The following is a 21,404-nucleotide window of genomic DNA, read 5'->3' on the forward strand; positions in this document are numbered from 1 at the left end:
GATGAGCAGTAAGAACAACACCCCGAAGCCCGGGTCACCCAGGAGGGCTTCGAAAGCCCCCGACCCCCAATCCCAGCCCCAGACTACGCCGGGAACTGTGCCTGGCCCTCGTAACGCGCAGGCGTTCCCGAACTTCAAACCGTTCCACTCGGCGGTCAATCGGATTCCGGTGCTTCGGACTCGGTCTACGAACGAGGCCGCTTCAGGAAACCTCTCCCCGGACCTCTTCGCCGACTCTCCTGCGCTCGGCCACGACCACCTGCACCCGGATCGCTGGTCCGGGTCGATCGACGTGGAGATGACAGTGCGCACACCGCTCGTCTTCGGTGCGCAGACGGAACATGACGGGAAGACCTACGTCAACGTGCCTGTCGACGACGCGGACAACCCGGTCATCGCGCCCACAATGGTCAAGGGGATGATCTCTCGCGCGTATGAGGCCCTCACCTGCTCCCGGTTCCGGCTCTTCTGCGGCCATGATGAGCCCCTCACTTACCGTGCGGATCCTGCGATGGCCAGCCCCCTCATCGCGGGACGCATCACCACGGGCTCCGATGGACAGCTTGCGCTCGAACTCCTCAGAGGACGTCATGGCGACAACGACATCGGACTGATTCGCGACGACCCCGAAAAAGGGCTTGGCACGCTCATCCTCGAAGGACATCCCATCACACTCGGCCCCGGGCAGAAGGAGCCAAGCAGCCAGCAGGTCTGGATCAGATTCCGCAACCTCCTCAAGCACGGACAGAAAGTTGGGGTTAAACTCACCCCTTGCAACGACTGTTGCATTGTCACACAGGTCTACAACCTCAGTTCCAAAGAGTTTGAAAGGTTCTTCTCGCTAACGCCGGAACAGGACGCAAAATCCTTCCTCGCCATCGGATACGTGTGCCGAACCGCACAGGATGCACACGACAACCATCCCCCATCGAAAGCCCTGTACGCCGACAAACATTACGAACGCTTCTTCTTCTCGGTTAGCGACAGCGGCAAATTCTCGCCGGAACACAGAATACTCACCAGCAGCGTGCTCAAAGCTTACGAGCGAGTGATTAATAGTTACCGGTCAGAGCACGCCTCTCTGGAGGGAAAGCCCAACCAACGCGTTCTCAATCGCGCATCGTCCGGTCCTGAGCATCTGGCCCCACGAGACGGCGACCTCGTGTTCGTGCGCCTCGATGATGAGAGCGGCGAAGTCGCCGAGATTCTGCCAACGATGGTGGGACGCCGATCCTACGACCGCTCTCCGCGGGAACTCGCCGAGGAGCAGGATGTGCTCCCTCTGGCGAAGGCAGCGGAGGCGTCTCCCGCCGACCGCCTCTTTGGTTACGTCGTTAATTCCCCGGAAGATGGAGCCTCAGGCGGGGATGTTGCTGCGCGCGGCAGGATCGTCGTCGGTCCTGTCGACAGCACCGGAGCACTCGTGTCGACCAAGGAGAAGCAACTCGCTCCTCTCCTATCGCCCAAACCGTCGTCCGCCAGAAGATTCCTCACGGACAAGGACGGGCTGACTCCCAAGGAGACGGACGAGAAACCTCTGCGACGAGACCAGTACTTCACTGACGGACAGCTGCTGGGGGCAGCGGCATACCCCGTGCACCGTCGGCTCCTGGAGGGAGAGGACCTCGACTCCGATGGTTTTCCCAAGCAAGCCACCACAGCCGCCTCACTAGGCGGTCAGCAGCAGAGCAATGACTCGGTCCGCCTCACGGCCGGCTCGTGGCTCGCGTCTGGCAGCGTGCTGCGCTGCACGGTGAACTTCACCAACCTGTCCTGCGATGAGCTCGGCGCCCTGGTGTGGGTGCTGACGCCGGAGAACCTTGTCCCGCCGGAGGAGCGAACCACGGGTGAAGGGACGCAGTCTCCGGTCGGTTACCTGCGCATGGGTCTGGGCAAGCCCCTCGGGCTTGGGACTATCGAGGTCCGTATCGCCAAGGACGGCCTGCGAGCCGTCTGCGGGGACGATCTCGCGGGTCTATATGCGCGCCTCGATGGCTGCCTCGGTCAGGAGAAGTGCACATACCCCCTTTCCCACTTCCCGCTGCCGAACGAGGACACGCTCCGAGAAGAGCCCTGGGTACGAGCCCTTCAGCGTGCCGCCTTCGGCTACACAGGCGAACCCCCGGTTCGCTACATGAGTCTGGACGAGAACAAGAAGAACAACCAGACAGAGAGTGGAAACCAGACAGATAGTGGAAATAGGGACCCCAAGCCAGGACGCGGTCTCGCTCCCACAGACCTGTGCGCGGAGCCACCGGAGCCGATCGACATGGGTTCAGCGCCACAGCAAGGTCAGCGGAGCCAGCAGAGGCAGCGGGGCCAGCAGGGAAACCACCACAAAAGGAGGTAAGCAGCCCCGTCAGCCGGCCCTCCGCCGTCGTCCCCATCCGTCCTGACGCCACATGCCAGGTTGGCGGGACGCCACACGCCGGGTTGGATCGACGCCATCCGACGGATCGGCCCGCCTCCGAGATCGCCCTCGACTCCGGCCTACCGCAGGTCCGAGCGGCGATGGAGGTCGATCCACACCTCCTGCTCGACGGCGCCGTGCCAGGGACTCGCTCGCGGCCGTGGCCACGGCTCGTGTCAGCCCGCGCCCCCCGGGCTCAGCTCTCGCGTCTCAGACTCAGTTCTCGTACACCTCGGGCTTGAGCAGCCCGATGAAGGGCAGGTTGCGGTACTGCTCGGCGTAGTCCAGGCCGTAGCCGACGACGAACTCATTGGGGATGTCGAAGCCCACGTACTTGACGTCAACCTCCACCTTCATCGCCTCCGGTTTGCGCAGGAGCGTGGCGATCTCCACGCTCGCCGCGCCCCTGCTGGACAAGTTCCCCAGCAGCCAGGACAGGGTGAGCCCGGAGTCGATGATGTCCTCCACGATGAGCACGTGGCGGCCGGTGAGGTCCGTGTCGAGGTCCTTGAGGATGCGCACGACGCCCGAGGACTTCGTGCCCGAGCCGTAGGACGACACGGCCATCCAGTCCATGGGCGCGCTGCGGCGCAGGCGCCGCGACAGGTCCGCCATGACGTACACGGCGCCCTTGAGCACGCCCACCAGCAGCAGGTCCTCGCCCGCGTAATCGGCGTCAATCCTCTCTGCCATGTCATCCAGCCGGCTCTCGATCTCCTCGCGCGAGATCAGCACCTGCTGGAGGTCGGTTCCCATATCGGCGGCTTCCACGCCCTCATCCTCCATCTCCGCGTCGATGGTCCGCCCGGGAGTGGGCGACGACGCAGGCCAAGCCTGCCAGATCAGCGCGCCGCGGGGCCCGCCCCAGCGGTCCCTTCGCCACCGATCCGTGACCATCTGGCTGGTCAGAGAGGGGATCAGGCGCCGTTGGCGGCGGAGCAGGGCCCGCCCCAGCGCCCCCGCCCGGGATCCGCTCGGACCCAGCCGGACCCGTGGGCTCAATGAGGGCCTCCCCCGACCCGCTCCAACCAGGCCTCGGGACTCCCCAGCTCCGTCGCCGTCGGCAGGGCCCACGGCGACGCCCACGCCCGGTTGAGACCCTCGTGGCCCGCCCTCTCGACGACGGCCCGAGCGAACCGCGCCGCCCGCGCGCTGTCGAGGAGCCGCTCACTGGCGAGGCCGGCGAAAGGGCCGCGTCCATGGCCCTGCCCGATCCCCCGCCCCTCCCCCTGCCCGGGAGCCGGCGCGGGGTCGGTGTCCAGCACCGCCCGGAGCACATGCACTGAGGGGACCCGCGCGGGGGTGACGCCGTCGAGGGCGGCCCGTGCGTGCCCCTCCAGGAACGCGAGGGTGGCGCGCAGCTCCACCAACCCCGCCAGCCCGGGCTGCCCGACCAGCCCCGCAGCCTCCCCCGGCCGGGCAGCCCAAGCCACCGAGGCGATCCCCGCCAGGCGCCCGCCCCGGGGCCAGGCCTCGACGACGGCGCCCAGCGCCTCGCGCAGCCGCGCCACCAGGTGGTCGGCGAGCCAGGGGGCTGCGGCGAGCTGGACGGCATGAGCGGTCTCATGCATCGCCACCCAGGTGGCGAGGTCGGCAAGATCGAGGCCGTGGCGGCGCTGGAGGGCGAGGACGTTGGGGGCGACGAGGAGGAGTCGTGGCCGCTCGGCGCCCGGGCCTCCCGTCCGGGCCTCAGCCACCGGCCCCGCGCCGGTGGCGCCGGTGGCACCGTCGCCGTCGGTTGCGCCGGTTGCGCCGGTGGCGCCGGTGGCGCCGGTGGCGCCGGTGGCGCTGCCAGTGCCTCGACCGCCGTCGGCGCCACCGGCAGCCGCCGCGGCCGGGATCGCGGGCAGCACCTGACCCAGCAAGCGCGTCGAGAGGGCCCCGAGGGCGGCGCCCGCCTCCCACGCGGCGGCCCGGCGAACCACGGGGCCGGCAGGGGGCGCGGGAAGGCCGTCGAGAAGCCGGGCCAGGAACCCGGCAGTAGCGCGCACGAGGCCCGCGCGGTCCACGACGAGCACCCGCCCACTGCCGGCATCCCGGGCCGCCCGGCTCAGCCCCGTCATCTCACCGACCCGTTCCGGGGCCTGCGCGGCACCGCGCCGCAGCAGCTCCACCACGGCGCTGAGGGAGGCCCGGGGCGCGCTCGGGCCACCTCTGGGCGCCATGGTCCGGGCGGCGATCTCAACGCGGCTCCAGTCCACCAGCCCCCGCGCCGTCGACGGGGCGCCCACGGGGCCAGGCTCTTCGCGCCGTGTCCCCAGCGCGGGAGCCATCAACTGCCCGCCAGGGGCACCATGAAGTCCTCATCCATCGCGGCGCGGGCGCTGCTCAGGCCACCGGAGGGGAATCCATCGATGATGACGGAGAAGACCAGGAGGCGGCCGTTGGCGGTCACCACGGTCCCGGCGAGGGAGGCCGTCTGGTCCAGCGAGCCGGTCTTGGCGCGCACGGTGCCGGCGCCGGCCTGGGAGACGAGGCGGTCGTTGAGCGTGCCATCGAGGGCCGCCACGGGCAGATCGGCGATGAGGGCGCGCCCCGCCGTCCCGCCGTCGGGGCCAGCGGCCCGCAGGAGGATATCGGTGAGCAGACGGGCCGGGATCTTGTTGCCCTTGGCCAGGCCGGAGCAGTCCTTGAGGGTGACGCCCTCCATCGAGATCCCATCGGCCGCCAACTGGGCGGCGACCGCCTCGGTGGCGCCAGCGAAGGTGGTCGGCTTGCCCGCGGCCGCGGCGACGAGCCGGCCCTCGACCTCTGTCATCGTGTTGTCCGAGGCCTTGAGGGAAACCCCAAGGACGTCCACCAGCGGCGCGGAGGAAACGGAGGCGAGGTCGGTGGCGCCGTCGACGGCCCGGCCCCGGGACACGCCCGAGACGGTGATGCCGGCGGCCTGCAGGTGCTTGGAGAAGGCCTGGACGGCGTCGTTGGCAGGGTCGGCCGGATAGGAGCGGGCCGACTCGTGGGCCCGCACGTTGATCATGATCGGCTGGATCGGCGCGACGAAGGACTGGTTGCCGTCCTCCCAGTCGCTGGACCACTTCTGGTCCTCGGGGAAGAGGGTGTCGTCGAGGGCGACCGCCACGGAGGTGATGCCCTGAGCCTTGAGCCTCTCAGCGGTCGAGCGGGCGAGGTCCCCCAGTCCCGCGCGTCCGATGACGGCGTTCGGGTCGCCCTTGTCCTCGGCCATGAGAACGTCCCCGCTGCCGATGATGGTGACGGTCGGGGTCCCGCCCGGAGCCTCTGAGAGGACGGTGCGGGTGCTCAGCGTGTGGTCCGCCCCGAGGGTGCGCAGCGCGGCCCAGGCGGTGAGGAGCTTATTGGTGGAGGCCGGGGTGAGTGGGGTTCCCGAGCTGACGCCGGCGATCTGCCGCCCTGTGGTGACGTCGACCACGCTCACGGCGGTCGACGCCCCGGCGACGCGGGGATCGGCGGCGAGGGCGGAGGCATAACCGGCCACGGCTCCGGCGTCGGGCATGGGGGCGGAGGAGTCGTAGGGGGCGGCGGTGGCGCCCGCGGCGCCGTCGAGGGAGGCCGCGGTGGGAAAGGCCGCGGGGCGGCCCGCGCCGGTGATGGTCAGGGGCCCGGGCACGATGTCGAGGGCGTCGGCGACGCCGTAGTAACCGCCGACTACCAGCAGGGTCGCCGCGGTGAGGGCAGCGGTCGTGATGCGGCGCACCGCGCCTCCGATCTGTCGCCAGGTGGGCTGCTCGAACTTGCCGGCGCTTGACAGTCCGCTGGGATGCGGACGGGAGGCGCCGTCGTGGTCCACACTAGTGCCATCGTGGCCAGCCCTCCCAGAGCTGCGCCGCCCCGTCCGCAGCCGCGGGGAGTGCCGGGCCCGCCCGGGATCCCAGCGGATCGCACAAGAGTGAGGAGCACAGCGTGGAGTTCGACGTCACCATCGAGATCCCCAAGGGGAACCGGAACAAGTACGAGATCGACCACGAGACCGGCCGCATCCGCCTCGACCGGATGCTCTTCACGTCCACCCGGTACCCGGACGACTACGGCTTCATCGATGAGACCCTCGGCGAGGACGGCGACCCGCTGGACGCGCTGGTCCTCCTGGAGGAGCCCACCTTCCCCGGCTGCGTCATCCGCTGCCGCGCGCTGGGCATGTTCCGCATGCGCGATGAGAAGGGCGGCGACGACAAGGTGCTGTGCGTTCCCGCGGCGGACCAGCGCGCGTCCTGGCGCACGGACATCGAGGACGTCAGCGAGTTCCACCGCCTGGAGATCCAGCACTTCTTCGAGGTGTACAAGGACCTGGAGCCGGGCAAGAGCGTGGAGGGCGCCCACTGGGTGGGGCGCGACGAGGCCGAGGCCGAGATCCGCCGCTCCTACGAGCGCGAGCAGCAGCACCGCGCCCACTGACACTGATCCACTCCCCCTATAACCGAGACCGGTCGAAAATAGGAGCGAGACCGGTCGAAATCACTGACGAGACCGGTTCGGCGCGGCCATCGCGGCCATGCCGAACCGGTCTCGCGTCTGTTTTCGACCGGTCTCGCTCGTGATATCGACCGGTCTCGCGTCTGTTTTCGACCGGTCTCGGTTGGAGGGGAGGGTGGGCGGGCGGTCAGAAGCGGACGACGTAGGGCATGACGCCGGAGTAGCGCATGCCGGTCACTCGCACGGGGACGCCGAAGGTCGGGGCCTCGATCATCTGGTCGCCTCCGAGGTAGATCGCCACGTGGTAGATCCCCGACTGCGTCCCGTCCGAGGACCAGAACACGAGGTCGCCGGGCCGGGCCTCATCGATGGGCACCCGGGTCCCCTCGCCGTACTGCACCCGCGAGGAGTGCGTGAGATAGACGCCCGCCGCCTGGTACGACAGCATCACCAAGCCCGAGCAGTCGACGCCGTCATAGCTCTCACCACCCCAGACGTAGGGCACGCCGAGGAAGGTGTACGAGGTGTCGATCGCCGTCTGGGCGACGTCGACGGCGGGGGCCGGCTCAGGAGCGGGGGCCGGCTCAGGCTCAGGAGCCGGCGCGGGCTCCGGCTCCGGCGCGGGCTCCGGCTCAGCCTCAGGAGCCGGCTCGGACGCCGGCGCCTCCTGGGCGGCCTGCGCGGGAGGAGCCGCCTCAGTCGTGGTCGGCGCGGCCTCGGTGGTGGCGGGCGCCGTCGTCGCCCCGGAGGCCGGCGCCTCTGAAGAGGGCTGGGAGGGCGAGGCGCCGGGCGTCGGCGGCGCGGTCGGCGCGGGGGACGCCGAGGCCTGGGCCCGCTTCTCCTCCTCGGCCTTGCGCGCGGCCTCCTCCGCCGCGGTCTTGGCGGCCGCCTCCTCGCGCGCCTGGCGCTCGGACTCAAGGCGGTCCTGGTACTGGGTCTCCAGTTCGACGGTGGTGTTGCGCTGCGTGGCGAGTTGGGAGATGAGGGTCTCCCGCGTGGACTTCGCGTCGGAGACGGCCGTGGAGGCCTTGCTCACCTCGGCATCGGCCTTGGCCTTGAGATTCTTGGCATTGGTCGCGGCGGTCTCCTTCTCGGCCACCTTGGCCTGGGCGATGCTGCGCATGTTCTCGGCCACCGCCTGGTGCGCCCGGAAGTTCTGCAGGTCGGCGCTACGGTTCTCGCCCACGCGGGTCAGCGCCACCGAGGTGTCGGTCGCGTCGGCCAGCGACTCAGAGGACAGGTAGGGGCTGAGGGCGTCAAGGGGGTTGCCGCTGTTCTGATAGGTCTCGACGACGGCGGCACCGAGGCTGGAGCGGGCGGTCTCGGTGTCCGCGGCGGCCTCATCAGCCGCGGTCTGGGCGTTGGCGGCGGCGGTGGTGGCGGTCTTCAACTCCGCGGCGGCCTCGAGGTAGTCCTCATTGGCGGAGGCCGCCTTGATCCGTGAGGCCTGGAGGTCGGACTTGAGCTTGGCGAGCCGCGCCTCGAGCTCGGCGATCGACGACGACGTCTGGCTCTCCGCCTTCCTCGCCTTGTCAATGTCATCCTGGTCGACGGTGTCAGCAAGGGCGCTGGGAACCATCGCGACGGCCAGAGCGGTAGCGGCGGCGAAGGCGCGTGCCGCTCGGAACGAACGGTGTCTAGGGCTCACGGATCCTCCAGGGTCTGACATTCCCGTGTCATGAGTCGCACGGCGATACACCCGAAACACTAGCCATCACGCACCCCCATGAGAACAGTGACCACTAGTTTCACATTGGTAACACCCGTCCCGCCCATCTCACAAACCCCGGAATCCTGCGGATCACACACCCTTACCCACATCCCAGTGACCTCACTCACAATCACATATCGTGATCATGCTGTGACCAGGCCGGAACCGCCGCGCTCCCGCGATCCGGACGCGCTTGCGCGCCGCGCCACCGCCGTGGCACCTTTCGAGGCATGTCCTGCCGCCTCACCCGCCGAATGCATCACTGACGCGCACGCCGCCACGCCGCCGTCGGCCCACGTGCGCGTCCCCGCCCCATCAGGGCTAGAGCAGACACGCACCGGCACCAGTGAAGGATCCCCCGATGAGCAACGCGGCGACCACCCCCGACACCCTCGCCTCCTGGCGGTTCGAGACCCTCCAGGTCCAGGCTGGCCACGCCCCCGACTCCGACACCGGCGCCCGCGCGCTGCCGGTCTACCAGACCTCCTCCTTCGTCTTCCCCAGCGCCACCGAGGCGGCCGACCGCTTCTCCCTGGCCTCGCTCGGCCCCATCTACACGCGCCTGGACAACCCGACGAACGCCGCCGTCGCCCAGCGGATCTGCGCCCTGCACGGAGGCACCGGCGCCCACCTCGTGGCCTCGGGCAGCGCCGCCACCACGCTGACGATCCTCACCCTGGGCGGCGCGGGATCGAGCGTCATCGCCTCGCCGTCGCTCTACGGCGGCACCATCAACCTGCTGACCACCGCGCTTCCCCGCCTCGGGATCACCACCCGGTTCGTCGAGGATCCCTCCGACGCCGCCGCCTGGGAGGCGCTGGCCGATGAGACCACCGTGTGCTTCCTCGGCGAGTCCATCCCCAACCCCAAGGGCGACATCCTCGACATCGAGCCCATCGCCGAGGCCGCGCACCGCGTGGGAGTACCGCTCGTCGTCGACAACACGGTGGCCTCCCCCTTCCTCACCCGGCCCTTCGAGTGGGGGGCGGACATCGTCGTCGAATCCGCCACGAAGTTCCTGGGCGGCCACGGCTCCTCGATCGCCGGAGTCATCATCGACGGCGGGGGCTTCGACTACGCCGCCCACGCCGAGCGCTTCCCCGGCTTCAACGAGCCCGACCCGTCCTACAACGGCATCGTCTTCGCCCGCGACCTGGGGGTCGGCTCGCCGCTGGGCAACGTGGCTTTCGTCCTCAAGGCGCACACGCAGGGCCAGCGCGATCTCGGATTCGCCGCGAGCCCGCTCAACGCCTTCCTCATCGCCCAGGGCGTGGAGACCCTCTCGCTGCGCATGGAGCGGCATGTGGACAACGCCCTGGCCGTGGCCCGTCACCTGGAGTCCCACCCCGCGGTGAGCCAGGTGCGCTACTCCGGCCTGCCATCCAGCCCCTACTACGAGCTGCACCGCAAGTACTGCCCGCGCGGCGCCGGATCGATCCTCACCTTCGACCTCGCGGGCGGCCGAGAGGCGGGGAGCATCTTCATCGACGCCCTCCAACTGTTCTCCAACGTCGCCAACATCGGGGACGTGCGCTCCCTGGCCATCCACCCGGCGACGACGACGCACTCACAGCTCGACGACGCCGGCCTGGCGGCGGCGGGGATCAGCGCGGGGACGGTGCGCCTGAGCATCGGAATCGAGCACATCGACGACATCATCGCCGACCTCGACCGCGGCCTGGCGGCCCTGAGCCCGCGCTGAGCGCCGGCCCCGCCCCAAGGAGAGCGCCATGACTCAGTCGGCCCCGCCCGCCCCGCCCCAGCCGGCCCTTCCGGATCCCGGCCCGCCCCAGCCGGCCCTTCCGGAGCCCGGCCTTCCGGATCCCGGTCCGCCCCAGCCGGCCCTTCCGGAGCCCGTCACGGCCGGCGTGGGGACGGCCGCCTCCAAGCTCGTCGACCGCGCGGCGGGCTCCCCCACTGGCGCCTGGCGCACCGGGGACGACCCGGGGCACCGCCGCTTCCTGGAGATCGGGGACTTGCCCCTGGAGTCCGGGGAGACCCTGCCGAACACGGTTCTGGCCTTCGAGACCTGGGGGGAGTTGAGCGAGGCGCGCGACAACGCCGTCCTCGTCCTGCACGCCCTGACCGGGGACTCCCACGTCACCGGCGAGCCCGGCCCCGGGCACCCCACCCCCGGCTGGTGGGACAGTCTCGTGGGACCGGGGCGCGCGATCGACACCGAGCGGTACTTCGTCGTCGCCGCCAATATCCTCGGCGGCTGCCAGGGCTCCACCGGGCCCTCCTCACTGGCCCCGGACGGGCGCCCCTGGGGATCGCGCTTCCCGTGGCTGACCACGCGCGACGCCGTAGCCGCCGAGGCCCGCCTCGCCGACGCCCTGGGGATCGAGGTCTTCCACCTGGTCGTGGGCGCCTCGCTGGGCGGGCACCGCGCCATCGAGTGGGGGGTGGGGCGCCCCGAGCGGGTGCGCAACCTCGCACTCGTGGCCACCGGCGCCTCAACGACGGCGGATCAGCTCGCCTGGTGCCACCTCCAGGAGCTCGCCATCGTGGGCGATCCCTACTTCTTCGACGGCGACTACTACTCCCACCCGGTGGGGCCGGTGCGCGGGCTGGCGCTGGCGCGAGCGATCGCGCACACCACCTACCGAAGCGCCGCGGAGCTCGACGCCCGCTTCGGGCGAGCGCACCAGGGCGCGGAGGATCCCGCCGTCGGCGGGCGCTACCAGGTGGAGTCCTACCTCGATCATCACTCAGGCAAGCTCCTGGCCAGGTTCGACGCCAACTCCTACCTCATTGTCACCCATTCGATGATGGTCCATGACGTCGGCACGGGTCGCGGCGGGATCCCGGCGGCCCTGGCGGGGGTCACGGCCCGCACGCTCGTGGTCGATGTGTCCTCCGATCGCCTCTTCCCCACCTGGCAGGCCGATGAACTCACCGAGGGCATCCCGGGCGCGCGGCGCGCGACCATCGACTCCCTTCACGGCCATGATGGCTTCCTCATCGAGGCCGATCAGATGGACGCCGTGCTGCGAGACTTCCTTGAGGGCGCCGAGTCGGGGAGTTGAGAACGGCGGGGCGCCCGGGAACCGGCTCTCGCAGGCCGCGTCTTCGGCTAAGCTGATCTCATGAGCCAGTGCCCGTCCAACGCCGGGGCCGGCGGCCCGGGCTCCCCGGTCGGCTGGTCGGCGCAAGGCGCGCCCGGCACGGCGAGCGCGGGGACGACAGTGCCCGGCGGCCCGGTACGGCCCCCGCGCGCGGCGGGCGCGAAATGACCGGGCGGGGAGCCGCCGACGGCTGGGGCCCTGACCACCTCGGACCCGGCTTCCAGGCCCGCACCCTGGAGCTGCTGTCGGATGAGGAGGCCGACGGCGCCGTCGCCACCCTGGTGCGGCATGTGCCCGCGGAGGACCCCCTCGCGCTGCCGGGCACGCCCACAACCCCCTCCTTCGCCTGGCTCTACCTGCACGGATGGAACGACTACTTCTTCCACACGCACCTGGCGCGGGAGATCTCCCGGCTGGGCGGGGCCTTCTACGCCCTCGACCTGCGCCGCTACGGGCGCTCCTTGCGCAAGGGGCAGATGCTCGGCTGGACGACGTCGCTCGACGACTACGATGAGGAGATCGGCCAATCCCTCGGCATCATCCGGGCCGAGCGCGGGGACGGGATCGACGTCGTCGGCTACGGGCACTCCACGGGCGGGCTCGTGGCCTCCCTGTGGGCGGACCGCCACCCGGGGGCGCTGCGGGCGCTCATCCTGGCCTCCCCATGGTTGGAGATCCAGGGGGCGGCGCCGGCCAGACTCCTCGGCCAGCCGGTGCTGCGCGCCCTGGCGCGCCATGATCCTCGCCGCCCCCTGCCGACGCCGAGCCTGCCCGCCGAGAAGTGCTTCCGCGTCACCGATGGCTGGGACGAGCGCGACGGCGAGCCGGATCCCGCGTGGGTCGACGACCCGTGGGTGCGCGGCTGGCGGATCAACGACGAGTGGGTCCACCGGCCCGGCGCGCCAATCCGGCCCGGATGGTTGCAGGCGATCCTCGCCGGTCAGGCCCGGGTGGCGGCAGGGCTCGACATCCGCTGCCCGGTGCTGTCGATGGTGTCGGCGCGCTCGCGCCTGGGGGTCACGTGGACACCGGACTCGCGTCGGACGGACACGGTGATCGACGTCGACGCGACGGCCCGGCGCTCCCTCGCCCTGGGGTCGCTCGTCACCGTGGCGCGCTTCGACGGCGCCGTGCACGACCTCATCCTCTCCGCACCTCCCGTGCGCGAGCAGGTCCTGGGCGCCATGCGCCGCTGGATGACCGCATACGTCCTGCGCTGACCTCCCCCCCCCCGCTGTCATCGAGACCGGTCGAAATCACGAGCGAGACCGGTCGTTATGAGGAGCGAGACCGGTCGAAAATGATGTCGAGACCGGTCGATATCACGGGCGAGACCGGTTGGTGTCAGGGGTGAGATTGGTTTAGGGGTGGGTTAGTGGTTTTGGTGCTCTTCGGCGTCGTCGGTGAGGTAGGGGACCAGGCGGCGGATGTTGAAGGGCGGGGCGGTTTGGGTGGTGGTGATGTAGCCGTCGACGGGTTTCCAGGTGGTGGTGCCGGTGGGGCGGTAGCGGGCGGTCCAGGTGGTGGTCAGGGTGACGGTGACGTTGTTGGCGGTGGTGGCGTATTGGTGGGTGATGGTGTGGTGGGGGTAGGGATGCCCGGGGTCGGTGGTGGTCGTGGTGGTGCCATCCCCCCAGTTCCAGGTGTAGGTGGCGGGCGTGGCCTCGATATCCACGCGGGTGGGGCCCACGGTGGTGGATAGTGTTCGGGTGCTGGGGTTGGTGTGGGCGATCAGGGGCATGTGCAGCAAGATGGTGTCCCCGGGTGGTTGGAGGGTGATGCCCGAGCTCTCGACGATGAGGGTGGCCACGTCGCGGGAGATCAGGACGATCGGCGCCGGGGCCGGGGCCAGGGCCGGGGCGGCTGGTGCTGGTTGGAAGCGGCACGCGCCGCTATTGTTGCCCTGGGCGTCTTGCCCGTCGCAGATGTAACTGCCTTCCACGGGTATGGTCTGGGGCTGTCCGGCCGAGACCACCACTGCTGGCCCGCCCCCATCGTTCCCGCCGGTCGACGACGGGGAATCGCTTTGGACGACAACCTCCTCCGCCGTCAATGATTGAGTGACAATAGTATTTCCGGATCCATAACTGTCAATCTGCCTTGCGGCGCCAGCATTATCAGATCCCGCAATAATGGGAGGAGGTGAGGTCAAGAATAAGCAGGAGATCACAAGAAGGCTCATTGTTTCCATCATCATTCTGTGGATACCTCGCCAACATGCCAGGCGTCATTGTAGTATCGCAAGGCGAGGAATAAGGTCTTCTCTTCCGCCGGTTCCACTACGACTGTTTCGCCCTTTCTAATAGACGTCGACTCGGTACTCTTCATTGTGGCCCTGACTCCGCAGTACTCCTTTCCCTCTCCTGGTGAGATATATTGAAATTCTGTGAGTTCCAGTTTCCAGGGATTGCTCCAGCCTCCCTTATCGTGAAGATCGGTCATCGCATTGATCGCAGAGGCGCAGAATGTGCATCTGTCTTCGCTCATGGCGGCTAGGTCTGTGGTGTCGCCGGTGATGAAGGCGTAGCGGTAGAGTTCGATGAAGTGCACGGCGGCGCTTACGGCGCCTTGTTGGGTGTTTTCGGTGGCCTCGGGTGGGGTGGGGGGCTTGGGCATGGCCAGGGCGGTGGCTCTTTGAGCGGCCAGCTCGGGGCTGAGTGAGGGGGTCGCGCTGGCACTGGGAGTGGCCGCCGCGCTGGCGGGGGTTTCGGTGTGTTGGGTGGGCGACGTCGTCGGAGTGGTCGGCGCCGGGGTGGGGTCCTTGGCGCAGGCCGTCAGGATCAGTAGTCCTGGGGCCAGGGCGCAGCAGGCCAGAAGGACCAGAGCGATGGGGTGCGCCCAGCGCGTTGTCAGCGCTTGGAGGCTCTGGCGCCGCCGGCCGGGTGGGTGAGGGGCGGCGCCGCGTCGTCGGGGTGCCATGGGGGCATCGGCATGGGAGGAGCGAGGCTGCGAGGGTTCGGCGCTGACCTGGTGGTGCCGAAAGCGGGGCGCGGGGGTCATGGGTTCTGGGGCCTTCCAAGCGAGGAGTCGATGCGGTCGTGGACCAGGGCAAGCGCGAGGCCCCAGGTCGGCCCCAGACGACGGCGGCATCGCCGTCGGGCCCCAACCCTAGGGCCCTACCCACCCCCGGCGCTAGACCCCACCGCCAATCTGTGGAAAACCCCCACCAACCCCACCCCACCAGCACCGCCCTGCGGACAACCAACCGGTCTCGCCCCTAACAACGACCGGTCTCGCCCGTGTTTTCGACCGGTCTCGGTTCAGGGGAGAGGGGGCGGATCCGGGTTCGGGCTGAAGCGCGGCCAGGTGGAGGTGTCAACGGGGTAGCCGTTCGCCGCCGCGTGATCCAGCCAGCCCTGGGGCAGCCAGGTGCGGCCCACCACCTGCGGGTGCTCGGGCATGTACAGCACCGACCACAGAACGAGGACGAGCTCGGCCCATTGGCCGCGCAGCTTCCAGCGCGCGGTGCCCTTGGCGTTGCTCGCCGCCATGACGATCTCGCCCGGGCCGGTGGAGGCCACCTCCTGAACCTCGTGGTAGCCCACCGGCATGATGCCCTCGCCCGTTCCGATGTAGATGCCGTGCGTGGACACGGTCACGCGGGCGTTGGCCAGGTGGCGCCATTTCTCGACGGCGTCCGCCGCGGCGGCACGGCGCCTCCTCTTGTTGACCACGGCCTGCCCGCCGAAGAAGGCGGCGGTCAGCGCCAGCCCCACTGGCCCGCCCGCGAGGAAGAACCCCCTGGACGGGTTGTAGGTGGCGTCACCGCGCCGCCACATGAGCAGCTCGGCATCACAACTGGCCAGCATGCACTCCCCCGACCCGAAGGAGCCGCGCACGGGGTCGATGATCGGCGAGACAGGGTTGGGGCGGCGCCCGGCGCGAGCGGCGGTGAGAACGGCGGCGGTGTTCCACCACACGAAGTCCTGCCCAGTCCAGCTCGGCCTCGCGGCGGCCCTCTCCGCCGCGAGGCGCTCCGAGGCGGCCTGGGCCTCGCGGGCGTCGACAATGTCGAAGATCTCGCGGACCTTGATGGTGACGACCTCGTCAGTCTTCGGCGGTCGGCGGATGAGGCCCCTTCTCGGCCCAGCCATCGGGGCACCGGCCGCATCGGGCTCCCTCTGCGCGCTATCGGGGCCGCTCGCGATCCTCGGGCGATCTGGGCTCCCCGGGGCCACTGGGCTCCCGGCGCTCACGGGCCTGAACGACGGCGGGGCCTCCTTCGGACCGCTCGCGCCTCCCGGGAGCCCTGGGCCTCTCGCGCTCGCCGCGTCGTCGGATGAGGCGCCGCGGCGAGCGACGCCGTCGCCCGCAGGAGCATCCGGGCCAGCCGCGCTGGTCGCGGCTCCCGGGGCCCCAGCGCCGTCGGCATTCGCAGCGCTGCGAGCGCTGTCCGCGCCATCAGCGCCGCGAGCGCCGCGAGCGCCATCAGCGCCGCGAGCGCTCCCGCCACTCGACGCGGGCCTGGCGCTGCCACCGCTCCCAGGACCGCTGACGCCCGCCTCGACGGCCTCATCGGGGCGCGTCCCGGAGCCGTCCCCGAGCTCGCCCCCCGCCTGCTTCCCCGCTTTCTCCCCCTGCGTGTTCTGAGAGGTCACGCTGCTCCCTTCTCACTGGCGGCGGAGGTTCCGGGAACCATGTCCTCAGCCACATGCAGGAGCTCGCCCGCGGGCTCCCAGTAGTCCACGCCTACGAGCGTCCCGCCGTCGAAAGTGAGGGAGGTCAGCGAGGCGAGCGCGCACTGGCGGCGCCGGGGATCGTGCGCCAGGGGGCGCCCCTCCACCCAGAGCCGCGTGGCCCACACGGGCAGCTGGTGGGAGACGAGCAGCGCCTCGCGCCCGCGCGCGAGGGGCAGCGCGGAGCGGATGGCCCCGCTCATGCGGGTCACGAGCTCGGCGTAGGGCTCGCCCCAGGACGGGCGCAGGGGGTTGGTGTAATACAGCCAATGGCGCGGATGCGCCAGCACCCAGCGGTTGCGGTTGACGGCGACCCCCTCGAAGTGGTTGCCGGCCTCGATGAGGCGCTCGTCCGTCGTCGCCTCCAGCCCGTAGGCCCGCGCGGTGGGGGCGCCGGTCTCGACGGCGCGCTCCAGGGGGGAGGTGATGACGGCGGCGATGTCGTGATCGGTGGAGCGCAGGACCTCCGCGACGCGCTCCGCCATGCGCTGACCGAGTTCGGAGAGGTGGTAGCCGGGCATGCGCCCGTAGAGGACGGCCTCGGGGTTGTGGACCTCGCCGTGACGCATGAGGTGGATCGTGGTGCGCTCCATGGATGCGATTGTGCCACCCGGGCGCGCCCGGCCCGGATACCGGGAGAGCCGGGCCGTGTCGGGGGGCCTCCCGTAGGGTAGGGCCATGACAACGCGAAGCGCCTGGGGCCTCGGCCTGGCCACCGTCACCGACGACGGCTCCACCCTCGATGTCTGGTACCCGCGGCCGGTCCTCGGCGAGGAGCCCGAGGACGGCCATGCCGATCTGCTCGCCACGCTCTCCGCGATGGAGACCAAGGATGAGGCGCGGGGGGTCCACACCACGGTGGTGCGCACCTGGGTGGATCTCGACGACTCCCCGCGGACCGTCGCCGGCTCCTACTTGCGCCTCCATGTGCTCTCGCACCGCTTGGCCGAGCCGAACACGGTGAACCTGGACGGAATCCTGTCCCACCTGCCCAGTGTGGTGTGGACGGCGGTGGGCCCCTGCGCCGCGGAGGGCTTCGAGGCCACCCGCATGCGCCTGCGCCGGGCCCTGGGCCACCCGGTCCAGGTGCATTCCGTGGATAAGTTCCCGCGGATGGTGGACTACGTGGTGCCCACGGGCGTGAGGATCGCCGACGGCGCCCGCGTGCGCCTGGGCGCGTACCTGTCCGAGGGCACGTCGGTCCTGGCATCGGGCTTCGTCAACTACAACGCGGGCACCTTGGGCCGCTCCGTGGTGGAGGGGCGCGTCTCGCAGGGGGTCCTCATCGGAGACGGCTCCGACATCGGCGGCGGCGCCTCCACGATGGGGATGGTCGCCGACGGCGGGCTGAGGCGCGTGAGCATCGGCGAGCGCTGCCTGCTGGGCGCCAACTCGGGCCTGGGCATCCCGCTGGGCGACGACTGCGTCGTGGAGGCCGGCCTGTTCATCACCGCCGGGACGAGGGTGTCAGTGATGCCGTCAGGCGGCGTCGTCCCCGGTGGGCACGGCCTGTTCCGGGAGCCGCGCGTGGTGGCGGCCCGTGAACTCGCCGGCGCCTCGAACGTCCTGTTCCGCCGCAACTCGCAGTCCGGCGCCGTCGAGGCCCTTCCCCGCGGCGGCAAGAGCATCGAACTCGGGGCCGCGCGCTAGCCGGCCCCCGCGGCCTCAGCCGCGGCGGGCGGCCGCCGAGCGCCAGTGGGGGATCGAAGGAGGGAACCTCCCCGCCGCCCGGGAGGACCGACTCACACTTTGTTGACGCGGTCGAGCGCGCGCTCGCCCGAACGGGTGGCGGGGTAGACGGCGTCGGAGTGCTTGCGGCGGTGGATGGCCACGTAGTGCCGCTCGGTGGCGCCGGTGTAGACCTGGCGGGGACGACCGATGCGCTTGGCGGGATCGGAGATCATCTCGCGGTACTGGGCGATCCACCCGGGCAGGCGCCCCAGGGCAAACAGGGGCGTGAACATCTTCGTGGGGAAGCCCATCGCCTGGTAGATGAGGCCGGTGTAGAAGTCCACGTTCGGGTAGAGGCGGCGCGAGACGAAGTACTCGTCGCTCAGGGCCGTCTCCTCCAACTCCATGGCGATCTGGAGCATTCGATCACCGGAGTCGCTGCCCAGGCGGGTGAGCACGTCATGGGCGGTGGCCTTGACGATGGCGGCGCGCGGGTCGTAGTTCTTGTAGACCCGGTGGCCGAAGCCCATGAGCCGCACGCCGTCCTCCTTGTCCTTCACCTTGCGGACGAACTCGGCGGTGCTCATGCCCGAGGCCTGGATCGTGTCGAGCATCCGCAGGACGGCCTCGTTCGCGCCGCCGTGCAGCGGACCAGACAGGGCCCCCACGCCCGCGGCCACGGAGGCGTACATGTTGGCGTCCGCCGAGCCGACGAGCCGCACCGTGGAGGTGGAGCAGTTCTGCTCGTGGTCGGCGTGGAGAATGAGGAGCATGTCCAGGGCCTTCACGATCGCGGGGTCGATCTCGTAGGACTGGTAGGGCATCCCGAAGGTCAGGCGCAGGAAGTCCTCCACGTATCCGCACTTGGGGTCCGGGTAGACCAGGGGCAGGCCGATGGCGCGCCGGGCGATGTAGCTGATCATCGTCGGCATCTTGCTCAGCAGCAGGACGGTCGCGAGCTCGCGCTCGTAGGGGTCGTGCGGGTTGAGGGTGTCCTCGTAGTAGGTGGCCAGGCCAGAGATGCCCGCCTGGAGGATCGCCATGGGGTGCCCGGAGGAGGGGAACGCGGTGAAGAAGCTGCGGAAGTCCTCATGGAGGAGGCGGTGGCGGGCGATGCGCCGCTCGAAGCGCTCGAAGGTCTCGGCGTCGGGGAGCTCGCCGTTGATGAGCAGGAAGGCGACCTCCAGGAAGGAGGAGGACTTGGCGAGCTCCTCGATGGGGTAGCCGCAGTAGCGCAGCACGCCGGCGTCGCCGTCGATGTAGGTGATCCCGGAGGCGCACGAGGCCGTGTTCGTGAAGCCCGGGTCGAGGGTGACCATGCCGGTGGAGGCGAGGAGCTTGCCCACGCCCAGACCGTCAGAGCCCTCGGTGGCGTAGGCGCGGGGGAGCTCCAGGCGGCGGTCCTCGATGGTGAGGATCCCGACGGCGTCGCTGTCGTTGAGGGACCGCGGCTCGGCGGCGGGGGCGCTGGCGGCGGGGCTGGTGTCGGTCATGTCGGTCTCCTCCCTGTTCGGCGCTCCGCGCGGGCGGGCGCCTCGAGCCGGTGGGCCTGGTGCCACGGGGTCCGCCTCACTGTAGCGATCGCGCTGTCACCTCCCCGTCACCTCTGAGGATGGGCCGGGCCCCCCACGGCGTCGCCCCGGAGGCGGGCGACCGCTCAGGGGCGGAAGAGCGCGGCCGCATGGGGCGACCGCAGGCGCTCGCAGGCGGCCGCCACGCGCTCGTCGGTGCCGGTCAGGCTCATGCGGACTCGCCCGGCGCCCGCCTCCCCGTAGAAGTCGCCGGGGGCGACGACGATCCCAAGCTCGGCGAAGGCTCCGACGAGCTCGTAGGAGCCCCGGGCGGCGGCCCCCTCGGGCAGGCCGAGCCACAGGTAGAGGCCCGCCACGGATGCGGGATCGCCCACGAGGCCGGCTGCTGCCGTCGCCTCGACGAGCGCCTCGCGACGGGCACGATAGGCCTCGCGCTGGGCGGCCACGTGGGCGTCGTCGGCCAGGGCAGTGGCCATGGCGGCCTGGACCGGCGCGGGCGGGAGCATCCCGGTGTGCTTGCGGATCTCGGTGACGGCGCCCACGAGCACGGGGTCCCCGGCGAGCAGGGCGGCGCGGTAGCCGGCGAGGTTGGACTGCTTGGACAGGGAGTACAGGGCCAGCAGCCCGCTCATGTCCCCGCCCGTGGCGCGGGGGTCGAGGAGGCTGGGGATGGCCTCGGAATCCCAAGGGGCCTCCCAGCCGAGTTCGGCGTAGCACTCGTCGGAGACGACGACGGCGCCGCGCTCGCGCGCCCAGGTGACGATCCGCGCCAGTTGGTCGACGCCGAGCACATGACCGTCGGGGTTGCCGGGGCTGTTGAGCCAGATCATGGCGATGGGGCGGTCGGGGGTGCCCGCGCCGTCGGGGAGGTCCCAAGTGGCGGGATCGGCGTCAGTGTCGACGGGGATGGGCGTGGCCCCGGCAATGCGGGCGCCGACGTCGTAGGTGGGGTAGGCGGCGCGGGGGTGGAGGACGAGGTCGCCGGGGCCCGCCCCGAGATGGAGGGGCAGGAGGGCGACGGATTCCTTCGAGCCGATCGTGGGGATGACGTGGGCGTCGGTCAGACCGGTGACGCCGCGGCGGCGGGCGGCCCAGTCGATGATGGCCCCGCGCAGCGCGGGAGTGCCGACGGCGGCCGGGTAGCCGGGGGCGTTGGCGGCGGCCGCAAGGGCCTCGCGAACGATGGTCGGAGTGTCGTCCACGGGGGTGCCGACGGCGAGGTCGACGACGCCTCCGGGGTGCTCGGCCGCGCGGGCCCGGTAGGGGGCGAGCGCATCCCAGGGGAAGTCCGGGAGGGCGAGCGGGCGGGGCAGGGCGCGGGGCCGGTCCATAGAGGCGTTCACCCCGGCATTGTCCTCCAACCCTCAGCGAGTTCGTGCTTATATCGACCGGCCCGCGCCCCGCCCACCGAAGTCGTCACCGGAGACGCGAAGCCGACGATGACCGCGCGGGCGCCTGTCAGGGCGCGGCGGCCTCAGTCGAGACCGTGCTCGGCGCGGTAGTCCTCGTTCTGCGGGGGCAGGGCGGCGACCATGGGGTCGTCATAGTCCAGGGCGCCGGTCTTCTGGGCACCGCCGGGCGAGCCGAGGCCGCGCAACTCGAAGAAGTCGATATTGGCGCGGGTGTAGTCCGCCCACTCCTCGGGGACGTCGTCCTCGTAGAAGATCGCCTCCGTGGGGCAGACGGGCTCGCAGGCGCCGCAGTCCACGCACTCGTCGGCGTTGATGTACAGGCTCCGCTCGCCCTCGTAGATGCAGTCCACCGGACACTCGTCGACGCAGGCACGATCCTTGACATCCACGCACGGCTGGGCGATGACGTAGGTCATGGCGGGGTTCCTCTCGACTAGGGCCCGGCGCCGCTCACCGGCGGCGCCCGATCAAGCCCAAGTATTGTCCCGCCCGGGCCGAATCCCCAAGACGACCGCATAGTGGCGGCGAGCACGCC

Annotated in this window: 17 protein-coding genes; 6 read left to right on the forward strand and 11 right to left on the reverse strand. The window is 70.6% G+C overall.

Features of this window, described 5'->3' with window-relative positions:
- The first annotated feature begins 1 nt into the window (after position 1).
- Complete coding sequence (locus GVV75_RS00805; RefSeq protein WP_159813043.1) at positions 2-2,350, forward strand: TIGR03986 family type III CRISPR-associated RAMP protein; 2,349 nt, start codon at positions 2-4, stop codon at positions 2,348-2,350.
- Between the two features lie 276 nt (positions 2,351-2,626).
- On the opposite strand, the gene hpt is transcribed toward GVV75_RS00805, so the two are convergent.
- From hpt to dacB, 3 genes are all read right to left on the reverse strand, one after another.
- Positions 2,627-3,181 carry a hypoxanthine phosphoribosyltransferase gene (gene hpt, locus GVV75_RS00810; RefSeq protein ID WP_159522101.1) on the reverse strand — a complete coding sequence of 185 codons (555 nt, stop codon included), beginning with the start codon at positions 3,179-3,181 and terminating at the stop codon, positions 2,627-2,629.
- Between the two features lie 227 nt (positions 3,182-3,408).
- Positions 3,409-4,641: a zinc-dependent metalloprotease gene (locus GVV75_RS00815; protein WP_159813045.1), complete on the reverse strand. Its 1,233-nt coding sequence runs from the start codon at positions 4,639-4,641 to the stop codon at positions 3,409-3,411.
- Positions 4,642-4,682: 41 nt separating this feature from the next.
- Positions 4,683-6,083, reverse strand: a complete 1,401-nt coding sequence (dacB, locus tag GVV75_RS00820) for a D-alanyl-D-alanine carboxypeptidase/D-alanyl-D-alanine endopeptidase (protein WP_159522097.1) — start codon at positions 6,081-6,083, stop codon at positions 4,683-4,685.
- A gap of 206 nt (positions 6,084-6,289) precedes the next feature.
- On the opposite strand from dacB, the gene GVV75_RS00825 reads away from it, so the two are divergent.
- Positions 6,290-6,781: an inorganic diphosphatase gene (locus tag GVV75_RS00825; protein ID WP_073451538.1), complete on the forward strand. Its 492-nt coding sequence runs from the start codon at positions 6,290-6,292 to the stop codon at positions 6,779-6,781.
- A gap of 205 nt (positions 6,782-6,986) precedes the next feature.
- Here GVV75_RS00825 and GVV75_RS00830 read toward each other — a convergent pair whose 3' ends face one another.
- Entirely contained in the window at positions 6,987-8,378 is a 1,392-nt protein-coding gene (locus tag GVV75_RS00830) for a C40 family peptidase (RefSeq protein ID WP_159813171.1), read from the reverse strand.
- A 493-nt stretch (positions 8,379-8,871) separates the two neighbouring features.
- Here GVV75_RS00830 and GVV75_RS00835 point away from each other — a divergent pair, with 493 nt between their 5' ends.
- The 3 genes from GVV75_RS00835 to GVV75_RS00845 all read left to right on the forward strand — a co-directional run bounded on the left by GVV75_RS00835 (position 8,872) and on the right by GVV75_RS00845 (position 12,798).
- The gene (locus GVV75_RS00835; protein ID WP_159813047.1) at positions 8,872-10,212 is read left to right on the forward strand and encodes an O-acetylhomoserine aminocarboxypropyltransferase/cysteine synthase family protein; all 1,341 of its coding nucleotides are present in this window, start codon (positions 8,872-8,874) and stop codon (positions 10,210-10,212) included.
- A gap of 28 nt (positions 10,213-10,240) precedes the next feature.
- Complete coding sequence (metX, locus tag GVV75_RS00840; RefSeq protein WP_159624989.1) at positions 10,241-11,539, forward strand: homoserine O-acetyltransferase MetX; 1,299 nt, start codon at positions 10,241-10,243, stop codon at positions 11,537-11,539.
- 203 nt (positions 11,540-11,742) lie between these two features.
- Positions 11,743-12,798, forward strand: coding sequence for an alpha/beta fold hydrolase (locus tag GVV75_RS00845; protein WP_159624991.1), 1,056 nt, complete (start codon positions 11,743-11,745; stop codon positions 12,796-12,798).
- Between the two features lie 152 nt (positions 12,799-12,950).
- On the opposite strand, the gene GVV75_RS00850 is transcribed toward GVV75_RS00845, so the two are convergent.
- The 4 genes from GVV75_RS00850 to GVV75_RS00865 all read right to left on the reverse strand — a co-directional run bounded on the left by GVV75_RS00850 (position 12,951) and on the right by GVV75_RS00865 (position 16,847).
- Positions 12,951-13,520, reverse strand: coding sequence for a zinc transporter (locus tag GVV75_RS00850; protein WP_159813049.1), 570 nt, complete (start codon positions 13,518-13,520; stop codon positions 12,951-12,953).
- Positions 13,521-13,771: 251 nt separating this feature from the next.
- Positions 13,772-14,668, reverse strand: a complete 897-nt coding sequence (locus tag GVV75_RS10490) for a DUF6318 family protein (RefSeq protein ID WP_328703528.1) — start codon at positions 14,666-14,668, stop codon at positions 13,772-13,774.
- 170 nt (positions 14,669-14,838) lie between these two features.
- Positions 14,839-15,672 (reverse strand): hypothetical protein, encoded by an 834-nt coding sequence (locus tag GVV75_RS00860; protein WP_235925194.1) that lies wholly within the window; start codon positions 15,670-15,672, stop codon positions 14,839-14,841.
- Positions 15,673-16,172: 500 nt separating this feature from the next.
- Entirely contained in the window at positions 16,173-16,847 is a 675-nt protein-coding gene (locus tag GVV75_RS00865) for a histidine phosphatase family protein (protein ID WP_159624995.1), read from the reverse strand.
- Positions 16,848-16,932: 85 nt separating this feature from the next.
- Here GVV75_RS00865 and dapD point away from each other — a divergent pair, with 85 nt between their 5' ends.
- Positions 16,933-17,904 (forward strand): 2,3,4,5-tetrahydropyridine-2,6-dicarboxylate N-succinyltransferase, encoded by a 972-nt coding sequence (gene dapD / locus GVV75_RS00870; RefSeq protein ID WP_159522087.1) that lies wholly within the window; start codon positions 16,933-16,935, stop codon positions 17,902-17,904.
- A gap of 92 nt (positions 17,905-17,996) precedes the next feature.
- Here the strand turns inward: dapD and GVV75_RS00875 are convergent, their stop codons facing one another.
- The 3 genes from GVV75_RS00875 to fdxA all read right to left on the reverse strand — a co-directional run bounded on the left by GVV75_RS00875 (position 17,997) and on the right by fdxA (position 21,285).
- Positions 17,997-19,418: a citrate synthase gene (locus GVV75_RS00875; protein ID WP_159522085.1), complete on the reverse strand. Its 1,422-nt coding sequence runs from the start codon at positions 19,416-19,418 to the stop codon at positions 17,997-17,999.
- 164 nt (positions 19,419-19,582) lie between these two features.
- Positions 19,583-20,788, reverse strand: coding sequence for a succinyldiaminopimelate transaminase (gene dapC / locus GVV75_RS00880; protein WP_159813173.1), 1,206 nt, complete (start codon positions 20,786-20,788; stop codon positions 19,583-19,585).
- 143 nt (positions 20,789-20,931) lie between these two features.
- Positions 20,932-21,285 (reverse strand): ferredoxin, encoded by a 354-nt coding sequence (gene fdxA / locus GVV75_RS00885; protein ID WP_159522083.1) that lies wholly within the window; start codon positions 21,283-21,285, stop codon positions 20,932-20,934.
- Positions 21,286-21,404 lie beyond the last annotated feature (119 nt).

Source organism: Actinomyces sp. zg328 (assembly GCF_009829635.1).
GTDB lineage: Bacteria > Actinomycetota > Actinomycetes > Actinomycetales > Actinomycetaceae > Actinomyces > Actinomyces marmotae.